Genomic DNA, 17,749 nt, shown 5'->3' with positions numbered 1-17,749 from the left:
ACTTAAACGGTTCCCTCCGCGGAGTCGTGGAGAACCGAGCGGTCCGGCGAGCGCTACCGGAGGCGCTCGCTGATGCGCTCCTCGAGGTCCTCGCGGAGCTCGTCGACCTCGACCTCGTCGAGGACGGGGACGAAGAAGCCCTCCACGAGCATGTTCGTCGCGGTCTGCTCGTCGAGGCCGCGGTTCCGCATGTAGAAGAGGTCCTCGTCGTCGACCTGACCGACCGTCGCGGAGTGGCTGGCCTCGGTGTCGTGGTTGTTGATGATGAGCTTCGGGGAGGCGTCGGCCTCGCTCTCGTCGCTCAGCATCAGCGTGTTCTCGCGCTGGTACGACGACGTGTCCCAGGCGTCCCTGCCGACGTCCTGGACGCCCTCGTAGACGCTGCGCGCGCGGTCGTCGATGACGCCGCGCGTGACGAGGTCGGCGGTCGTGTGCTCGGCGCGGTGCCAGACCTTCGAGTCGAGGTCGAAGTGCTGGTCGTCGTGGCCGAAGAACGCGCCGACGATCTTCGTCTCGCTGGCGTCGCCGCGCAGCTCGGTCGAGACGGCCGTCTTCGTCAGCCGGCTCCCGATGTTCCCCTCGATCCAGTTCACCGTGCTGTACGTGTCGGCGTCGCCGCGCTTGACGGTGTAGTTGTACGTGTCCTCGTCGAAGTTCTGGAGGCTGCCGTACTGGACGTACGCGTTCTCGCCGGCGTCCACCTCGACGACCCCGGAGTAGTAGCGGCCGTCGCTCGCGGCGTCGCCGCTCGCGGATTCCGAGCCGCTACGGGCCTCGCTGTCCTGGCGCTCCAGGATCGTCACCGAGGAGTTCGCCTCCGTGACGACGAGCGTGTAGTTGAACAGCGACCGCGAGGTCATCGACGTCCGGATCTTCACGTCCTCCGCGTCGACGCCCTCGGGGACGTAGACGACCGTGCCGGTCGTGAACAGCGCCGTCGAGAGCGCGGTCAGGCGGTTCTCCTGCGGGTCGACGACGCTACCGAAGTGCTCCTCGACGAGGCCGGCGAGCTCGTCGTCCCGCAGGGCGTCGTGGAACGCCGCGACGCGGACGTCCTCGGGGCCGACCTGGTCTTTCTGTTCGGTCTGCGTGAGGGGGTCGACGAGCGCCTCGAAGTCGAGGTCCTCGAGGTTCGTCCACTTCCGACCGGGCGTCTCGATGACGCTCGGGTACTCGAGGTCGCCGAGCGCGTCGAGGGCGTCCAGCCGCGTCTCCAGCAGCCACTCGGGTTCGTCGTGTTCGTCCGCGAGCTGCCGGACCGTCTCTTCGGAGATGTCCTGGTGTACCTGCGTGCTCATGTTATCCGAGGCTCCCCTCCATCTCGAGTTCGATGAGGCGGTTGAGTTCGACCGCGTACTCGATGGGCAGTTCCTCCGTGATGGGCTCGATGAACCCGGCGACGATCATCTGCTTGGCGTCGTCGTCGTCCAGCCCGCGGCTCTGGAGGTAGAAGACGTCCTCGTCGCCGATCTTCCCGACGGTCGCCTCGTGGGCGACGTCCACCTTCGACTCGTTGATCTCCATGTACGGCATCGTGTCGCTGGTGGACTCGTTGTCGAACATCAGCGCGTCGCACTCCACGGACGTCGAGGAGTTCTCGGCGCCGTCGGCGATGTGGACGAGGCCGCGGTAGTTCGTGCGGCCGCCGTCCTTGCTGATGGACTTCGACTCGATGGTGGACTTCGTCTCCGGCGCGTTGTGGTAGACCTTCGCGCCGGTGTCGATGTCCTGGCCCTCGCCGGCGAACGCGATGGTGATGTGGTTGTCCGTCGCGCCGCGGCCCTTCAGGATCGACGACGGGTACAGCATCGTCGCCTTCGAGCCCATGGAGCCGGACACCCACTCCATGGTGCCGTTCTCCTCGACGATGGCGCGCTTCGTGTTGAGGTTGAACGTGTTCTTCGACCAGTTCTGCACCGTCGAGTACTGGACGTGGGCGTCCTCTTTCACGAACACCTCGACGCCGCCGCTGTGGAGGTTGTGGGTGCCGTACTTCGGCGCGGAACAGCCCTCGATGTAGTGGACCTCCGAGCCGGGTTCGGCGATGATGAGCGTGTGCTCGAACTGGCCCATGCCCTCGGAGTTCATCCGGAAGTACGCCTGCACGGGCATGTTCACGGTGACGTCCTCGGGGACGTACACGAACGACCCGCCGGACCACACCGCGCCGTGCAGCGCCGCGAACTTGTTGTCCGAGGCGGGCACGCACTTCGTCATGAAGTGCTCGCGGACGAGCTCCGGGTACTCCTGGACGGCCTCGTCCATGTTGCAGAAGACGACGCCCTTCTCCTCCCAGCGCTCCTGCATGTTCTGGTAGACGACCTCGGACTCGTACTGCGCGCCGACGCCCGAGAGCGCCTCCCGCTCGGCCTCCGGGATGCCGAGCTGTTCGAACGTGTCGCGGATGTCCTCCGGGAGCTCCTCCCAGTCGTCGACGCCCGCGCGCTTGTCGACGTCCGGACGGATGTACGGGACGATCTCGCCGACGTCGAGCTCGGAGAGGTCGGGCTGGCCCGGCCAGTCCGTCGGCATCGGCATCTGCTTGTACTGTTCGAGCGCGCGCAGGCGGCGCTCGAGCATCCACTCGGGTTCGTCTTTGTCCTCGGAGATGAGCCGGATGGTCTCCTCGTTGAGCCCCTTCTCGGACTTGAAGGCGGATTTCTCCTCCTTCTTGAACTCGAATCGGGCCTCGGTGTCCGTCTCCTCGAGGTGGTCTTGTTCTGAACTCATGGTCGTGTTGTCAGGCGGTCTCGTAGACCTGGTCGCGCACCCAGTCGTAGCCCTTGTCCTCGAGCTCCTCGGCGAGCTCGGCGTCGCCCTCCATGACGATCTCGCCGTCCAGCATGATGTGGACGCGGTCGGGCTCGACGTAGTCGAGGATGCGCTGGTAGTGCGTGATCTGGAGGATGCCGGTGTCCTGTTCGTCGCGGAGCGCGTTGATGCCCTTCGCGACGTCCTGCAGGCGGTCGATGTCCAGACCGGAGTCGATCTCGTCGAGCACCGCGATAGAGGGCTCGAGGATGGCTGCCTGCAGGACCTCGTTCTGCTTCTTCTCGCCGCCGGAGAAGCCGGCGTTGAGGTACCGCTGGGCGAACGACTCGTCCATGTCCAGCAGCGCCATCTTCTCGGAGAGCAGCTCCTGGAACTCGGCGACGCCGACCTCGCCCTCGTCGGCGGGCCCCTCCATCGGGGAGGTCTCGTAGCCCTCGTCGTCGTCGGCTTCCTCCTCGTCCTCGCCGAAGAGGAGTTCCTCGCGCTCCTCGAGTTTCGCGTTGAGCGCGGTGCGGAGGAAGTTCACGAGCGTGACGCCCTCGATCTCCGCCGGGTACTGGAAGCCGAGGTAGATGCCGAGCGCGGCGCGCTCGTTCGGCTCCAGTTCCAGGAGGTCCCACGTGCGGGCGTCCTCCGGGATCTCCTCGACGTCGTCGAAGTCGTCCGCCTCGAGGTGCAGGAGGACCTCGCCCTCGGTGACGTCGTAGGCCGGGTGGCCCGCGACGATCTTCGACGTCGTGGACTTCCCGGAGCCGTTCGGCCCCATCAGGGCGTGGATCTCGCCCGACGGCACCTCGAGGTCGACCCCGTTGAGAATCTTCTCACCGCCCTCTTCTGCGACTTCCGCGTGTACGTCTTTGAGTTCGAGCGTAGCCATTGCCTCAGTCGTCCGAACGAAGGGTTCTCGGACGCATAACGGTTACGGAATCCCCGGTATCCGGTTCCGGATTATCGAAAAACAGTTTTTGATTGGGAAAACCTAGACCGCGCTGGCGGTTGCCGTCCGCCGGTCAGTCGTCGGCGGCGACGCGCTCGTCGTGCTCGATCTCGGTCCCCAGGAGGTCGAGGAACTGCGAGAGCCACTCCGGGTGGTCCGGCCACGCCTGGCCGGTCACGAGGTTGCCGTCCGTCGTCACCTCGTCCACCCACGAGCAGCCGGCGGCCTCGCACTCCGCGCGCACCGCCGGATAGGACGTCATCTCGTAGCCGTCGAGCACGCCCGCCGCCGCAAGAATCTGGGGGCCGTGGCAGAGCGCCGCCACCGGCTTCTCCGCCTCGAAGAAGTGCCGGACCGCCTCCAGGACCTCGTCGTACGTCCGGAGGTACTCCGGCGCGCGGCCGCCCGGCACGACGAGGCCGTCGTAGTCGGCCGGGTCGACGTCTGCCAGCGACGCGTTCAGCTCGAAGTCGTGGCCGCGCTCCTCGAGGTACGTCTGGTCGCCGCGGAAGTCGTGGACCGCGGTCTTCACCGAGTCCCCGGCGTCCTTCTCCGGGCACACCGCGTGGACGTCGTGGCCGACCGCCTGCAGCGCCTGGAACGGCACCATGATCTCGTAGTCCTCCCCGAAGTCGCCGACGACCATCAGCAGTTGCTTGCCAGTCATGGGCACACACCCACCGTCCTGTTGGCTCGCGACCGCCATAACTGTTCGCGAGCCAACTGTCAAGAGGGGGGAGCGCGTGCGCTCCGCCATGGCGACGACCCCACTCGACGGCGACACAGCCATCGTCACCGGTGCCAGCAGCGGCATCGGCGAAGCCACGGCGCACGCGCTCGCGGCCGACGGCGCCACCGTCGTCCTCGCCGCGCGCCGCCGCGACCGCCTCGAATCCATCGCGGCCGACGTCACCGACGCCCGCCCCGGGGACGCCCACGTCGTCCCCACGGACGTCACGGACGAGGCCGCCGTCGAATCGCTCGTCGAGGCGGCCGTCGACGAGTTCGGTGGCCTCGATGTCCTCGTCAACAACGCCGGCCTCGGTCGCGGCGACAGCGTCGAGGGCCTCTCCACCGAGCAGTACCGACAGATGATGGCGGTCAACTGCGACGGCATGTTCTACGCCACGCGCGCCGCGCTCCCGCACCTCCGGGAGTCCGGCGGCAACCTCGTGTTCGTCGGGAGCTTCGCCGGCCAGTACCCGCGTCCCGCGAACCCCGTCTACGCCGCGACCAAGTGGTGGACGCGTGGGTTCGCACACAGCGTCGAGGCCCGGCACGGCGACGACGGCGTCGCCGTCACCGTCGTCAACCCCACGGAGGTCCGCACCGAGTTCGGCAGCGAGGACGGCGACGCCTTCGAGGAGGCCTTCGACCCCGGCGAGGCCACCGAACCCGGGGAGGTCGCCGACGCCATCGCGTTCGCCGCCCGGCAGACCGCGCCGACCACGCTCAGCGAGATCGACGTCTACCGCCGGGACAAGTTCGGGCACTTCTGACGGCCGCGGACGACCGCGCGGGGCGCTCCGGGCGCCGCCGCGCGCTCACATGAAGTTCCCGAGGCCGGTCTGGGTCTGGCCGCTCTTGACCTCGTCCCAGGAGACGTCCAGCGCCTCCAGGATGCGCTCGATGGGGCCCTTCAGCGTCTTGTCCAGCATCTTCTCGTAGTCCACCTCGAACTCGTCGGGGATCTGGTCGGCGTACTCGTAGCAGATGACGTCGTGGTCGGTCTTGAACTCCACGTACAGCGGGTCGTCGCGGACGTCCGGGTCCTCGGCCTCGATCTCGCGGAAAAAGTCCGGGTGGACCTTCTCCAGGTAGAGGCGCTTGGGCTTCGAGCCGCGCTGGAAGTTCGTCCCGAGCAGGAGGTTCGCGTACTTCGCGCCCCTGACCTGTGCGGTGTCCGTGTCGTAGTTGTCCAGGCGCTTCCCGATGCCGCCCGGGATGCCGACGTCGTCGAGGTCGACGTTCCCCGCCTGGAAGTCCTCGATGACGTCGTGGACGTACTCCTCGACGGCGTCCACGTCGCCCTCCTTGACGATGAGTTCGATGACGCGTTTCTGCACGCGCTTCGTGATGGGCGCGATGTCCGAGCGCTGGTACTCGAAGCCCGTGATGTCGACGTCGTCGACGTCCTTGCCCTCCTTCCAGACGATGTGGCCGGCGTACCGCTTCTTCTTGCCCGCCTGGAAGAACCGCCGGTAGAGCTTCTCGAACTCGATCTCGAAGCGGTGCTCGTCGGCGTTCAGCTCCTCGCTGGCGAACTCGTCGTAGGCCGCGTTGATGTGGTCCTCGATCCCGAAGGACTCCTCGATTGCCTCCTCCGTGGAGACCTCGCCGCCGAGTTCCAGCATGACGCTGTCGGTGTCCCCGTACGCCACCTCGTGACCGATCTCGTTGGCGGCCTGCTCGGTGAACGAGATGACCTCCCGACCGGTCGCGGTGACGGCGGCGCCCATCTCCTTGTCGTAGAGGCGGAAGCGCTCCCAGCCCAGCACGCCGTAGAGGCTGTTCATGATGACCTTCACCGCGGCCTGCTGGCGGTCGTAGCGCTGGTAGGCCTCGCTGTCGGGGTCGTGGTCGTTGCGCGCGGCCTTCTTCTGTTCGCGCTCCGCGAGCGTCTCGTCGATGATCTCGCGGATGATGCCGTCCGGCTCCTTCCGGAAGTGCGTGCCGTTCGGCGCGCGGTACGTCTCCCCGCCGTACGAGTCGGGGTCGACCTTCGTCTCGGGGGACGCGTTCGTCGTCACCATGCACATCGGGTACAGGCTCTTCAGGTCGAGGACAGTGACGTTCTCGCGGACGCCCGTGATTGGGTCGAAGACGGCGCCGCCCTCGTAGTCCTCGCTGGCCTGCTGGCCCTTCGACGGCAGCACGAACCGCCCGTGGGCCTTGTGGAGGATGTAGAGGTCGACCGCGTCGCCGGGCGTCGTCGCGTCCTCGAGCTTGCAGCCGACGAACTCCGCGACCTCCTTCCAGAACGGCACGATGTTCTGTTTGCGGTCGATCTCCACGCAGAGCTCGACGTCGCGGACGTTGTACTCCAGTAGGCGCTCGGGGTCGTCCTCCCAGAGGTCGCCGATGTCGCCCGTGTACCGCTCCTTCCCGGCGCCGAGTTCCTGCTCGCCGACCGCGTCCAGCCGGTAGGAGTCCAGCTCCGAGCGCTGCATCCGCTGGTAGCCGTACAGCAGGTCGAAGACGACCCTGCCCTTCACGTTCGGGCCGCCCCAGTCCGACGTCCACACCTCGTTCACCCGGGAGAGCCGGTTCGCGTCGAGGTCCTCGTCGGCGCGCGGGTCGAGTTCGTCCAGCCGGTCGATGTAGTACGGGGCGTCGAAGTCGTCGAAGTTCCAGCCCGTCAGCACGTCCGGGTCGGTCTCCTCGAGGTACGCGAGGAACGCGTCGTGCATCGCCGCCTCGGTCTCGAACGCGCGGACCTCGACCTCGGCGTCCTCGTCGAGGAGGTCGTGGTCGGCGACCTCGTCCGGCGACGGCGCGGTCGCGTCCGGCGCCTCGTAGAGCCACGCGACGTACTCGTCGCGGTAGGAGTCGTGGCTCGTCAGGCAGACGATCGGCTCCTCGCCGTCCTCCGGGAAGCCCGAGCGGTCGTCGACCTCGATGTCGAAGGTGTTCACGCGCACGTCCGCGTTCACCTCGCAGGTCTCGATCTCGTCGTGGTGGACGTAGACGGCGCCGTCGTCCGCCCGGCGCTCGGGGACGCGCACGCCGCTGGTGACGTCCTTGTCGATGAGCAGGCGGTTCGGGAAGAGGATGTCCGCCTCGTAGTGGTCGAAGCGGTCCCGGACGTTCCCGACGTCCCGCGGCGTCCGGCCGAAGATCTTCGTCAGCCGCTCGCCGCGGATCGACTCGTAGGGCTCGCCGTCGTCGTCGGTCTCCTCGGAGCCCGTGATGACGTCGTCGGCGAGGTCGTCCTCGTCGAGGCTCTCGGTGGGCGCGTAGAAGTACGGCCGGAACCCGTGGACGCGGACGTGCTCGGCGGTGTTGTCCGCGGTCCGCCCGAACACGTGCAGGACGGGGCGCTCGCGGTCGCCCTCGCCCTCGACGGTGTAGTCGACCTGCGTCACCATCAGTTCGACGCTGCCGTCGGCGTCCGGGAGCGCGTCCGCCTCCGCGTTCACGATCTCGTTCACCACGGGGTCGGCGTCCCCGGCGACCACCTCGGCCTCCGCGCGCACCACGTCCTCGTCGGGCGCGTCCGCGTCGCCGGACGCGCCGCTCCCCTCGTGCATGAACTCGGAGAGGTCCGTGTCTTCCATTGCGTGGTAGTTCTCCCCTGCCGCCTAAAAACTCGCCCTTCCGCGCGGCGACATCGGCCACCGGGGGAAGGCTTATAGTATGCTACTCCTTACCACGTTCCGAGGTGACAGACGTGACTGACCACGCAGCGGGCGACGCGCATCGCCACAACGACGTCCCGCAGTTGCCGGACGGCCAGGACGGCCGAGAGAACGTGGAGTCCTACGACACCGAGGACGGCGTCGTACTCTACGACGCGGAGAATCCGCTCGCGTGGCTCAAAGCGACGAACGCCACGTCGCTGGGCGACGTCCTCTGAGAGGCAACGCTTTTCTCCCGACGCCCCCCTTCTCCGACAGTGCTGGACGACCTGGTCCCGAACGAGCAGTCCGACGCCGAGCGCGAACTCGCGCCCTCGGTCGACGTCCCCGAGGAGACCGACGCCAGCCCCGAGCTCCGCCGCCGCTTCTGGCTGCTCGTCGTCGTGTTCAACGTCGCGCTCATGGCGGCCAGCGTCGGCGCGATGCTCGTCGCCTTCCGCGCGCAGTACGACACCGGGACCAGCCTGGTCGCCGCCGGCGCCGTCCTCTTCGCGTACGGCTACTACCGGTACCGCCGCTACGCCGGCGACGACGCCGGAAACGACGCCGAGTAAGCCGTCGACGCGACCGACGACTACTTCCGGAACGTCTAACGCCTCACGACTAACCACTCCCGGAACGCCTAACGCCTCACGACTACTCCGTCCACGTATGCGCACGGTCCGCGACGCCGACGGCGACGTCTACGTCCTCCTCAAGGAGAGCGGGGACAGCAGCCTCGTCCGCGACCCCGAGACCGGCGACGAGCGCCACGTCCCGAACGCCGACCTCGAACCCGCGGGCGGCGAGTCGCCGCTCGCCGCGCTCGCCGCGGCCGTCCCGGACCCACGGCGCCGCGTCGCCACCGCCGTCCGCGCCGACTGGCACCTCGGCGTGCTCGTCCTCCTCGCCGACCGCGGACCGCTCGCCGCCAGAACGCTGCTCGCCGCCGCCGACGCCTGCGAGAGCGACCTCGTCGGCGTCCTCGCGGAGTTCCGCGCCGCCGGCCTCGTCGCGGAGACCACTGTCGGCGGCGAACGCGGCTACCGGCTCACCGAACTCGGCGAGCGCGGCGTCGACGCCCTCCGGGACGACTAGTCCGCGAGCGCGCTGTCCTGCGGGCGCGCTAGTCCGCGAGCGCCTCCTCGGCGTCACGCACGACGCGCGAGCGGTTCGACGTCGCGTCCTTCTCCACGCGCACCACGTCGTCGGCGGCGTCCACGAGCTCGTCGTCGTGGCTCACCACGACGATCTGCTCGACGCCCATGCGGCGCATCGACTCCACGAGCTCCACGAGCTGGCTGACGTGACCCGAGTCGAGGAACACCGTCGGCTCGTCGAGGATGAGCGGCGGCATCGGCGCCTCCCCCTCGATGCCCTCCGCGAGCAGCCGGTAGATCGCACACCGCAGGCTGAGGTTGAACAGCGCGCGCTCGCCCCCGGAGAGCTGCTCGGGGTCCAGGGGCTCGCCGTCCTTCTGGTAGACGGTGAGCTCGTAGTCCCCGGAGAGCTCGATGCGCGCGTACGAGTCGTTCTGGTAGACCAGATCGAAGGTCTCGTTCAGCAGGCGCTGTAGTTTCGCGACGTTCTGCTGGCGGAGCTCCGCGCGGAGGTCCCCGTACATCGACTCCAGCTCGGAGACCTCCCCGTGGATGGCCTCGAGCGCCTCGAGGCGGTCGGCGACCGCCTCGCGCTGGTCGCGCAGCGCCTCCAGTTCCTCGATGGCGTTCTCCGCGGCGCCGACCTCCGCCTGGAGGTCGTCGCGCTGCTCGCGGAGCTCCTCGAGTTTCGGCTCCACCCGCTCGAGGTAGTCCTCCGCGCGCTGCCTGTCCTCCCGGGCCTGCTCGACGCGGTCGTCGTCGAACTCGGCCTCGAGGGTCTGCTTGCGCTCGCGGAGGTCCGCGAGCCGGTCGCGGCGCTCCTCGTTGCGGTCCGCGAGGTCGCTGCGCTTCTCCGCGAGCCGGTCGGCTTCGCCGCGGTGCTCGGCCGCGTCCGCCAGCAGCTCCGCGGCCTCGTCGAGGCGCTCGACGCGCTCTTTCAGGTCGCTCTGCTCGGCGTTCAGCTGGGCGAGCTCCTCCCGCTTCGCGTCGGCCTGCTCGCGCCTGGTCTCGGCCTCCTCGCGGGCTTCTCCGGCCTCCGCTTCCAGGTCGGCGGCCTGCTGGCGCTTCTGCTCGGCGGCCTCCCGGGCTTGCTCGGCCGCCTCCGCGCGGTCGTCGCGGCGCTCCGCCGCGAGTTCGCGGTCGCGCTCCAGTTCGGCGACCTCGCGCTCGCGGTCCGCGAGGTCCTCGGCGCGGTCGATGCGCGCCCGCACGTCGTCGACGTCCGCCTCGATCGTCTCCAGTTCGGCTTCGAGGTCGCCGACGCGCTCGCGGTACTCGTCGACGCCCTCGACGTGCGGCGACCCGTCGACTGGCTGGCCGCACTCGGGACACTTCCCGGCGTCCAGCAGTTCCTCGGCCTCGGCGACGCGGTCCTCCGCGGACTGCAGGTCCGCGCGCACGGACTCGCGGCGCTCCCGGAGGTCCGCGAGGTCCGCCTCCAGTGACTCGAGGTGGTCGTCCGCCTCGCCGAACTCGACGGGCGCGTCCTCGAACGCCGCCGTCGCGGACTCGATTTCGTCGTCCAGTTCCGCGATTCGGTCCTCGGCGTCCTCGCGGTCGGCCTCGGCGTCCTCGGCGTCCTCGGTCAGCGACTCGGCTTCCTCGCGCAGCGCCTCGGCGCGCTCCTCGAGGTCGTCGGCGCGCTCGACGGCGTTCTCGGCCTGCTCCCGCAGGCGCGAGACGTCCGGTGCGACCTGGGAGACCTCTTCGGTGACGTCCTCGCGGTCGTCGGCGAGGTCGTCGCGCAGCGCCTCGGCCGCGTCGACCGTCACCTCGTCCAGTTCGGTCGCCGACGCCAGCTCCTCGGCCTCCGCTTCGAGGTCGCTCGCGCGCGCTCGGAGGTCGCTCGCTCGCTCCTGGAGGTCGTCGCGCTCCTGTTCGGTCTCCGCGATGGCCTCGCGGACCTCGCCGATAGTCTCCTCGACGTCCTCGAGTTCCGCGCGCTTCTCCTCGAATCGCTCCAGCACGTCCTCCGCGTCGCCGAGCGTCTCCCGGGCGGCGTCGCGCTGGGACTCGTAGTTCTCGATGGCCTCGGCGACGTCCTCGAGCTCGGACTTCAGCGCGGCGAGCCGGTCGTGGGGGTTCTGTTCCTCCTTGGCCTCGATCTGCTCGTCGAGCCCCTCGAGTCGGCCCTCGACGTTGCTCTTGACGTCCTCGACGCCGAGGCGCGCGTCCCCCGCTCGCTGCCGGTAGTCCTCGAGCTTGCCGAGCTGGAGGAGGTCGTCGAGCATGTCCTGGCGCGTGCTCGGCGACGCGTTGATGAGCTTGTTCACCTCGCCCTGCCGGACGTACGCGCAGTTCACGAACGCCTCCGCGTCCATCCGCAGGAGGTCCGCGACGTACGCCTCGACGTCGGTGACGCCGTCGATGCTCCCCGACGGCGTCTCGAGCACGCAGTCCGCGGTGGTCGCGCGGTCGCCCGTGAACCGGATGCGGCGGTGGACGTGGTAGTCGCTGCCGGCGTGCCTGAACCAGAGGTCGATCTCGGCCTCCTCCGCGCCGATAGTCACGACCTCGTCGAGGGTCTTGTCCAGGGCGTTCGCGCCGTACAGCGCGAAGAAACACGCCTCGAGGAGGCTGGACTTCCCGCTGCCGTTCAGGCCGTGGATGACGGTGACGCCGCGGTCGAGGCGGACGTCCGCGTCCTCGTAGCACTTGAAGTTCCGCAGGGAGACTCTGGTGAACCTCACGAGAAGTCCTCCATCGTGGTCGCCTGCACCTGGTCGCTCGACTCCGCGCCCGTACCGTCGGACCCGCCGTCCGAGTCCGCTGGTTCGCCGTTCGCGTCGACCGATCCGCCGTCCGCGCCGGCAGATTCGTCGTCCGAGTCGGCTGGTTCGTCGTCCGCGCCGGCAGATTCGTCGTCCGAGTCGGCTGGTTCGTCGTCCGCGCCGGCAGATTCGTCACGCCCGGTCCCTGCGTCGTCGCCGTCCAGCACGGCCTCGACGCGCCGTTTCACGCGCTCGCGGACGTTCGAGTCCGCTACGTCGCCGTCCCGGACGGTGTCGTCGACGTCCAGCGCCGGCTCGCCGAGGCCCATCTCGCGGACGCGCTCGCGGACGGCGTCGTCCGGGTCCGCGAACGACACCTCGACGTCGTCCTCGGCCTCGACCTCGCGGCGGTCGTTGACGCGCGTCAGGAGCGCGCCCCGCTCGTCGCCGAAGCGCTCGACGTCCGCCGGCGTCACCGTCTCGCCGTCGCCCTCGACGGTGACGACGACCACGGCGTCCTCGACGTCGCGCTCGCGGACGCGCTCGCGGACGTACTCGGTGCCGTCCTCGGGGCCGAGTTCGACGTCGACGAACACGAACTCCCTGGTGTCCAGGCCCTTCCGCGAGATGGCGGCGTCGCCGTCGGCGAACTCGACGACGTTGTACCCCCTGGGGTCGCGCTCGCTGGCGCTCGCGCGCTCGGTCGACCCGCAGTACGTCACCCAGGTGTCCTCGACCTGGGCGGTCTGGGCCTCGTGGTTGTCCCCGAGCAGCACCGCGTCGAAGTCGACGTTCGCCCGCCGGAGGACCTCGTCGAGGTCCCAGTTCGCGTGCGCGAACGGCGTGAACAGGCCGTGGGAGACGAGCGCGGCGTGGTCGGCGTCACGTGGCTCGAACTGGTAGTCGAGGTCGTCGCGCCTGGACTCGGGGACGTAGTCGAGGCCGTAGAAGGCGGTGTCGCCGACGACGCGCCCCTGGTCGTCGAGGCGTTCCGCGAGCCCCAGGGTCTCGAAGAGGTCCAGCCACTGGGCGTCCCGGGTGCCCTCGTGGTTGCCGACGATGGCGAGGAGGGGGATGTCGTGCTCGCGGAGCGGTCGCAGCACGGAGATGGTGCCGAGGATGTCGCGGAGGCCCGGTCGCCGGTCGTGGTAGAGGTCGCCCGCGTGCACGACGGCGTCGACGTCCTCCGCGACGGCGTCCTCGACGACCGACCGGAAGGCGTCGAGGAAGTCCTCGCGGCGCTCGGGGGAGTGGTACTGGCGGTAGCCGAGGTGGGTGTCCCCCGTGTGGATGACGCGAACCATTACTGGGAGAGTGTAGCGGTACGCCGGATAAAGGTTCGGCGCTCCCCCGCCCCGTCGTCGGGGCGGAGGCCGGGGCGAGGGGGCCACCGGGAGCGGAGGCCGTCGCGGCAGTGAAGGAGAAGTCGGGGTGGGGATTGGCGCGGTAGTGGGACAGAGGCAGTCGGGGAGCGGTGCAGCAGTGGGGGAAGGCGCAGGTGGGAAGCGGTGCAGCAGTGTGGGAAGAAGTGGGGGCGGGGAGCGGCGCAGCAGTGGGACAGACGCCGAGTGCGGAGGACGTCGCGGCTCTAGGCGAGCGTGTAGATGCGCTTGCGGGCGTCCGAGAACGAGAACCGGCTCTGGACGACGCCCTGTTCCTCGAGGCGGGTGAGCGCGTACCGCACCGTGCGGGCGGGCAGCAGCGTCTCCTCGGCGAGCTCGCTCTGGGTGAGGGAGTCGTTGTACTCCAGTACTTTCGCGACCAGCTTGGCGCTGGGTGGCAGGTCTTCGAGTGCTTCGACCGTGTCGCCGTCGAGTGCGGTGGCGCTCATACCCGCTCCTTTTGGATGCAGTTAGATAATGGTTTCGCTATCGAAAATGCACATTAGTTATCCCATCGGCGAGGGGTCCGACCACCCGAAGCCTCTTATGAACTACTCCCTTACCGGTGCGTGATGACCGAGACCGCGGAGGACGCCGATCTGCCCTACGACGAGAGCGCCTCCCTCCAGGAGAAAATCGAGGCGCTCCAGGAGCAACTCGACGCCCTCGAGGACGAGAACGAGGAGATGCGCGACCGCCTCCTCGACGCGAACGCCGAGAACAACAAGTACCAGCAGAAGCTCGAACGCCTCTCCCACGAGAACAAGAAGCTCAAGCAGTCGCCGCTGTTCGTCGCCACCGTCCAGGAGCTCAACGACGAGGGCGCCATCATCAAACAGCACGGCAACAACCAGGAGGCGCTCACCGAGGTCACCGACGAGCTCCGTGAGGGCCTCGAGCCGGGCGCCCGCGTCGCCGTCAACAACTCGCTGTCCATCGTCGAGCGCCTCGACGACGAGGCCGACGTCCGCGCTCGCGTGATGGAGGTCGACCAGTCGCCGGACGTCGGCTACGAGGACATCGGCGGCCTCGACGAGCAGCTCCGCGAGGTCCGCGAGACCGTCGAACTCCCGATGAAGGAGCCGGAGCTGTTCGACACCGTCGGCATCGACCCGCCGAGCGGCGTGCTCCTGCACGGGCCGCCCGGCACCGGGAAGACGCTGATGGCGAAGGCGGTCGCGAACCAGACGGACGCGACGTTCATCAAGATGGCCGGCAGCGAGCTCGTCCACAAGTTCATCGGCGAGGGCGCGAAGCTCGTCCGCGACCTCTTCCAGGTCGCCCGCGACCACGAGCCCGCCGTCGTGTTCATCGACGAGATCGACGCCATCGCGTCGAAGCGCACGGACTCGAAGACCAGCGGGGACGCGGAGGTCCAGCGGACGATGATGCAGCTGCTCTCGGAGATGGACGGCTTCGACGAGCGCGGCGAGATCCGCATCATCGCCGCCACCAACCGCTTCGACATGCTCGACCGCGCCATCCTGCGGCCGGGCCGCTTCGACCGCCTCATCGAGGTGCCGAACCCGGACGACGCCGGCCGCGAGAAGATCTTCCGCATCCACACGCGGAACATGAACCTCGCCGGCGACGTCGACTTCGAGGCGCTCGCCACCGAGACGGGCGGCAAGTCCGGCGCGGACGTCGCCGCCATCTGCACGGAGGCCGGGATGTTCGCCATCCGCGACGACCGCGAGCAGATCACGATGGCGGACTTCGAGGCCGCCCGGGAGAAGCTCGAACAGGACGCCGAGGCGTCCGCCGAGCCGACGCGGACGTTCGCGTAGACTCGCCGGTCTTCTCTCCGCCGTTCTCTCCTCGCGAAGCCGACCGACGAGCCGTGCGAGTACGTCGTCGTCCGGTGAGGTGTGCGAGTACGTCGTCGTCCAGCGGTCGGTCCGGAGCCCGGACGTACCGGAAACACTGTTCCGTCCGTTGGGGGGCCGCTCGAGACGCTCTATCCGTACAGGTGTCTCTTCGAGGCGCTTCTCCACCATTTCCGGGCATAGATTTATCACGGCGCCCGCTAGAATACGGAAGTAGACTTCCGGTATGACGGGGAACGACGCGGACGACGCCGAGGCACTGTCCAGCGAGGAACTGCTCGAGTACGAGCGCGAACGCTACCGCGAGCGCACGCCGACGTCCGCGGCGATGGCCGACGACCTCCGGGAGGTCGTGCCGGCCGGCGTCTGCAGCACGTTCCGCGCGTACGACCCCCACCCGGTCCACGCCGAGCGCGCCGAGGGCGCGAAACTCTACGACGTGGACGGCAACGAGTACCTCGACTTCGCGCTGAACAACGGCACCCAGCTGGTCGGCCACGCCCACCCCGACCTCTCCGAGGCGGCCATCGACCAGATCCGGGACGGCACCCTGTACACGCGCCCCTCCGAGCTCGTCGCGTACGCGGCGGAGCCGCTCGTCGACCGCTGGGACGCCGTCGAGCAGGTGCGGTTCACGAACAGCGGCACGGAGGCCGTGATGCACGCGACGCGGCTCGCTCGCGCGTACACCGGCCGCGAGAAGCTGATCCGCATGGAGGGCGCCTACCACGGCGCGCACGACCCCGCGCTCGTCAGCAAGATGCCGCCGCTCGAGCGCGCCGGCCCCGCCGGCGACCCGACCCCGGTGAAGGAGTCCCAGGGCATCCCGGACGCCGTCCCCGAGGACGTGCTGCTCGCGCAGTACAACGACGCCGACAGCGTCGAGGCGCTGCTCCGCGAGCACGCCGCCGACGTCGCCGCCATCCTCGTCGAGCCGGCGTGCCTGAACCTCGGGCTCGTCGAGCCGGCGGACGGCTTCCTCGAGCGCCTCCGCGAGCTCGCCGACGAGTACAACGTCCTGCTGGTCTTCGACGAGGTGAAGACGGGTGTGAAGCTCGCGCCCGGCGGCGGCGCGGAGTACTACGGCGTCCAGCCGGACCTCGTCGCGCTCGCGAAGGCCATCGGCGGCGGCTACCCCGTCGGCGCGTTCGGCGGCCGCCGGGACGTCATGGAGCTGGTCGCCGCGGACCTCCAGGAGGGCGTGGCGACGGGCGCCGCCCACTACGGCACGTACAACGGGAACCCGCTCGCGCTGCGCGCGGTCGGCAAGACCCTGCGCGACGTGCTCACCGAGGACGCCTACGACCACGTCGAAGCCCTGAACGAGCGGCTCGCGGGCGGCTACCGCGACGTGGTCGCGGACGCAGGCCTCGACGCCCACGTCAAGACCGCCGGCTCACAGGGGATGGTGCACTTCACCGACGAGCAGATCACGACGTTCCGGGACTGGGAGCACGTCGACGAGCAGTTCCACGAGGCGTACTGGGTCGGGATGGTGAACCGCGGCGTGATTCCGCACCCCCACGACGCGTCCCAGCAGTGGACGGTCAGCGTCCAGCACACGGCGGCGGACGTCGACGAGCACGTCGACGCGTTCGCGGAACTCGCCACGCATTTGGCGGCGGCCCAGGACTGAGCGCACATGGCCTCCGACCCCGACCAGCGGACGTACGACATCCTCCGCCTGCTGGCGGCCCACGAACCGGTCGGCAGCGTCCACCTGACCGAGCACCTCCGCGAGCGCGGGTACTCGCTGACCGAGCGCACCGTCCGGCTCATCCTCTCGGACCTCGACGAGGAGGGGTACACGGAGAAGGCCGGCGGGAAGGGGCGGCGGCTGACGCCGGCCGGTCGCGCCGAACTGGAGCGCGGCGGCGTCAGCGGCCGCGTCGAGCACGTCCGCGAGCGCCTCGCCGACCTGACGAGCCGCGTGACCTACGACCCCGACGCCGACGAGGGCGACCTCGTGGTCGGCCGGGTCGAGGTGTCGGCGGCGGACCGCGAGGCGCTCGAGTCGGTGCTCGCCGCGGTGCACGAGTCGCCGCTCGGGCCAGTGGTCGCGGCCGTCGAGGCGGACGGGGGCGGCGACCTCACCGTGACCGTGCCCTCGAGCGTGACCGTCGACGGCGTGTTGCTCTCGCACGGCATCGACAGCCACCCCGACACGCTCGGCCTCGTCGAGTACCACGCGGACCCGGACCCGGCGTCGCTGCCGTACGACGACCCCGAGCCGGCGACACACGGCGGCGCTATCCGGCGGTTCACCGACGTCATCGGCGACGAACGCGCGACCCTGGACCTGGTGTCGCTGCTCATCGACGCCGGCCGCACGGACGTCGAGCGCGCGCTCGCCGGCGAGACGGGCCTGCTGGTCGCGGACAACCGCGAGGTCCCCCTGGCGCGGTTCGACGCCGCGCGGGCCCTCGCGGCCGCGACTCGCGACCGCCTCGGCGGCGTCCTGGACCTCCGGCGGCCCCGCGAGGAAGGCCCGTTCCCGTGGGGCGAGCCCGGCTGGACGTTCGCGTCGCTGACGTACGCGGGCGCCGCGGAGGTCGTCATCGCGCGGTGCGTGGAGGCCGGCGTCGCCGGCGACTGGGAGACCCTCGCCGGGCTCGCGCCGCGGTCCTCGCTGTCGACGGTCGCGTGAGCGGTTGCTCGCGGCGGCTTCGCTAGGTGGGGGCGTC

Annotated in this window: 15 protein-coding genes; 7 read left to right on the top strand and 8 right to left on the bottom strand. The window is 69.5% G+C overall.

The features are described from left to right. Positions 1–53: 53 nt before the first annotated feature. From sufD to U5911_RS11050, 4 genes are all read right to left on the bottom strand, one after another. Positions 54–1,298 (bottom strand): Fe-S cluster assembly protein SufD, encoded by a 1,245-nt coding sequence (gene sufD, locus U5911_RS11065; RefSeq protein ID WP_336037102.1) that lies wholly within the window; start codon positions 1,296–1,298, stop codon positions 54–56. 1 nt (position 1,299) lies between these two features. Next, positions 1,300–2,730 (bottom strand): Fe-S cluster assembly protein SufB, encoded by a 1,431-nt coding sequence (gene sufB / locus U5911_RS11060; protein WP_336037101.1) that lies wholly within the window; start codon positions 2,728–2,730, stop codon positions 1,300–1,302. 10 nt (positions 2,731–2,740) lie between these two features. Further along, positions 2,741–3,649, bottom strand: a complete 909-nt coding sequence (locus U5911_RS11055; RefSeq protein WP_336037100.1) for an ABC transporter ATP-binding protein — start codon at positions 3,647–3,649, stop codon at positions 2,741–2,743. A 133-nt stretch (positions 3,650–3,782) separates the two neighbouring features. After that, a complete protein-coding gene (locus U5911_RS11050) occupies positions 3,783–4,376 on the bottom strand; it encodes a DJ-1/PfpI family protein (RefSeq protein WP_336037099.1) in 594 nt (197 codons plus the stop codon). Between the two features lie 88 nt (positions 4,377–4,464). Between U5911_RS11050 and U5911_RS11045 the strand changes: the two genes are divergently transcribed. Then, positions 4,465–5,208 carry an SDR family oxidoreductase gene (locus U5911_RS11045; RefSeq protein ID WP_336037098.1) on the top strand — a complete coding sequence of 248 codons (744 nt, stop codon included), beginning with the start codon at positions 4,465–4,467 and terminating at the stop codon, positions 5,206–5,208. A 45-nt stretch (positions 5,209–5,253) separates the two neighbouring features. On the opposite strand, the gene U5911_RS11040 is transcribed toward U5911_RS11045, so the two are convergent. Next, the gene (locus U5911_RS11040; protein WP_336037097.1) at positions 5,254–7,986 is read right to left on the bottom strand and encodes a DNA-directed DNA polymerase; all 2,733 of its coding nucleotides are present in this window, start codon (positions 7,984–7,986) and stop codon (positions 5,254–5,256) included. 104 nt (positions 7,987–8,090) lie between these two features. Between U5911_RS11040 and U5911_RS11035 the strand changes: the two genes are divergently transcribed. The 3 genes from U5911_RS11035 to U5911_RS11025 all read left to right on the top strand — a co-directional run bounded on the left by U5911_RS11035 (position 8,091) and on the right by U5911_RS11025 (position 9,144). Beyond that, on the top strand, positions 8,091–8,285 hold the full coding sequence (locus tag U5911_RS11035) for a DUF7331 family protein (protein WP_336037096.1): 195 nt from the start codon (positions 8,091–8,093) through the stop codon (positions 8,283–8,285). Between the two features lie 39 nt (positions 8,286–8,324). Next, entirely contained in the window at positions 8,325–8,621 is a 297-nt protein-coding gene (locus U5911_RS11030; RefSeq protein WP_336037095.1) for a DUF7322 domain-containing protein, read from the top strand. 97 nt (positions 8,622–8,718) lie between these two features. After that, positions 8,719–9,144: a DUF7346 family protein gene (locus U5911_RS11025; protein WP_336037094.1), complete on the top strand. Its 426-nt coding sequence runs from the start codon at positions 8,719–8,721 to the stop codon at positions 9,142–9,144. 28 nt (positions 9,145–9,172) lie between these two features. On the opposite strand, the gene rad50 is transcribed toward U5911_RS11025, so the two are convergent. The 3 genes from rad50 to U5911_RS11010 form a co-directional block, all read right to left on the bottom strand. Next, positions 9,173–11,836, bottom strand: coding sequence for a DNA double-strand break repair ATPase Rad50 (gene rad50, locus U5911_RS11020; RefSeq protein ID WP_336037093.1), 2,664 nt, complete (start codon positions 11,834–11,836; stop codon positions 9,173–9,175). Continuing rightward, the gene (gene mre11, locus U5911_RS11015; protein ID WP_336037092.1) at positions 11,833–13,161 is read right to left on the bottom strand and encodes a DNA double-strand break repair protein Mre11; all 1,329 of its coding nucleotides are present in this window, start codon (positions 13,159–13,161) and stop codon (positions 11,833–11,835) included. Before mre11 ends, rad50 begins: the two co-directional genes overlap by 4 nt. Positions 13,162–13,445: 284 nt before the next feature. Beyond that, positions 13,446–13,688 carry a MarR family transcriptional regulator gene (locus tag U5911_RS11010; RefSeq protein WP_336037091.1) on the bottom strand — a complete coding sequence of 81 codons (243 nt, stop codon included), beginning with the start codon at positions 13,686–13,688 and terminating at the stop codon, positions 13,446–13,448. Between the two features lie 123 nt (positions 13,689–13,811). Here U5911_RS11010 and pan1 point away from each other — a divergent pair, with 123 nt between their 5' ends. From pan1 to U5911_RS10995, 3 genes are all read left to right on the top strand, one after another. Then, positions 13,812–15,026, top strand: a complete 1,215-nt coding sequence (pan1, locus tag U5911_RS11005) for a proteasome-activating nucleotidase Pan1 (RefSeq protein ID WP_336037090.1) — start codon at positions 13,812–13,814, stop codon at positions 15,024–15,026. Positions 15,027–15,291: 265 nt separating this feature from the next. Next, a complete protein-coding gene (locus tag U5911_RS11000) occupies positions 15,292–16,701 on the top strand; it encodes an aspartate aminotransferase family protein (protein ID WP_336037089.1) in 1,410 nt (469 codons plus the stop codon). Between the two features lie 6 nt (positions 16,702–16,707). Then, the gene (locus U5911_RS10995) at positions 16,708–17,712 is read left to right on the top strand and encodes an NrpR regulatory domain-containing protein (RefSeq protein ID WP_336037088.1); all 1,005 of its coding nucleotides are present in this window, start codon (positions 16,708–16,710) and stop codon (positions 17,710–17,712) included. Positions 17,713–17,749 lie beyond the last annotated feature (37 nt).

The sequence above is a fragment of the Halobacterium yunchengense genome (genome assembly GCF_037031165.1).
Lineage (GTDB): Archaea > Halobacteriota > Halobacteria > Halobacteriales > Halobacteriaceae > Halobacterium > Halobacterium yunchengense.
This window is presented reverse-complemented; position numbering and strand designations above follow the sequence as displayed.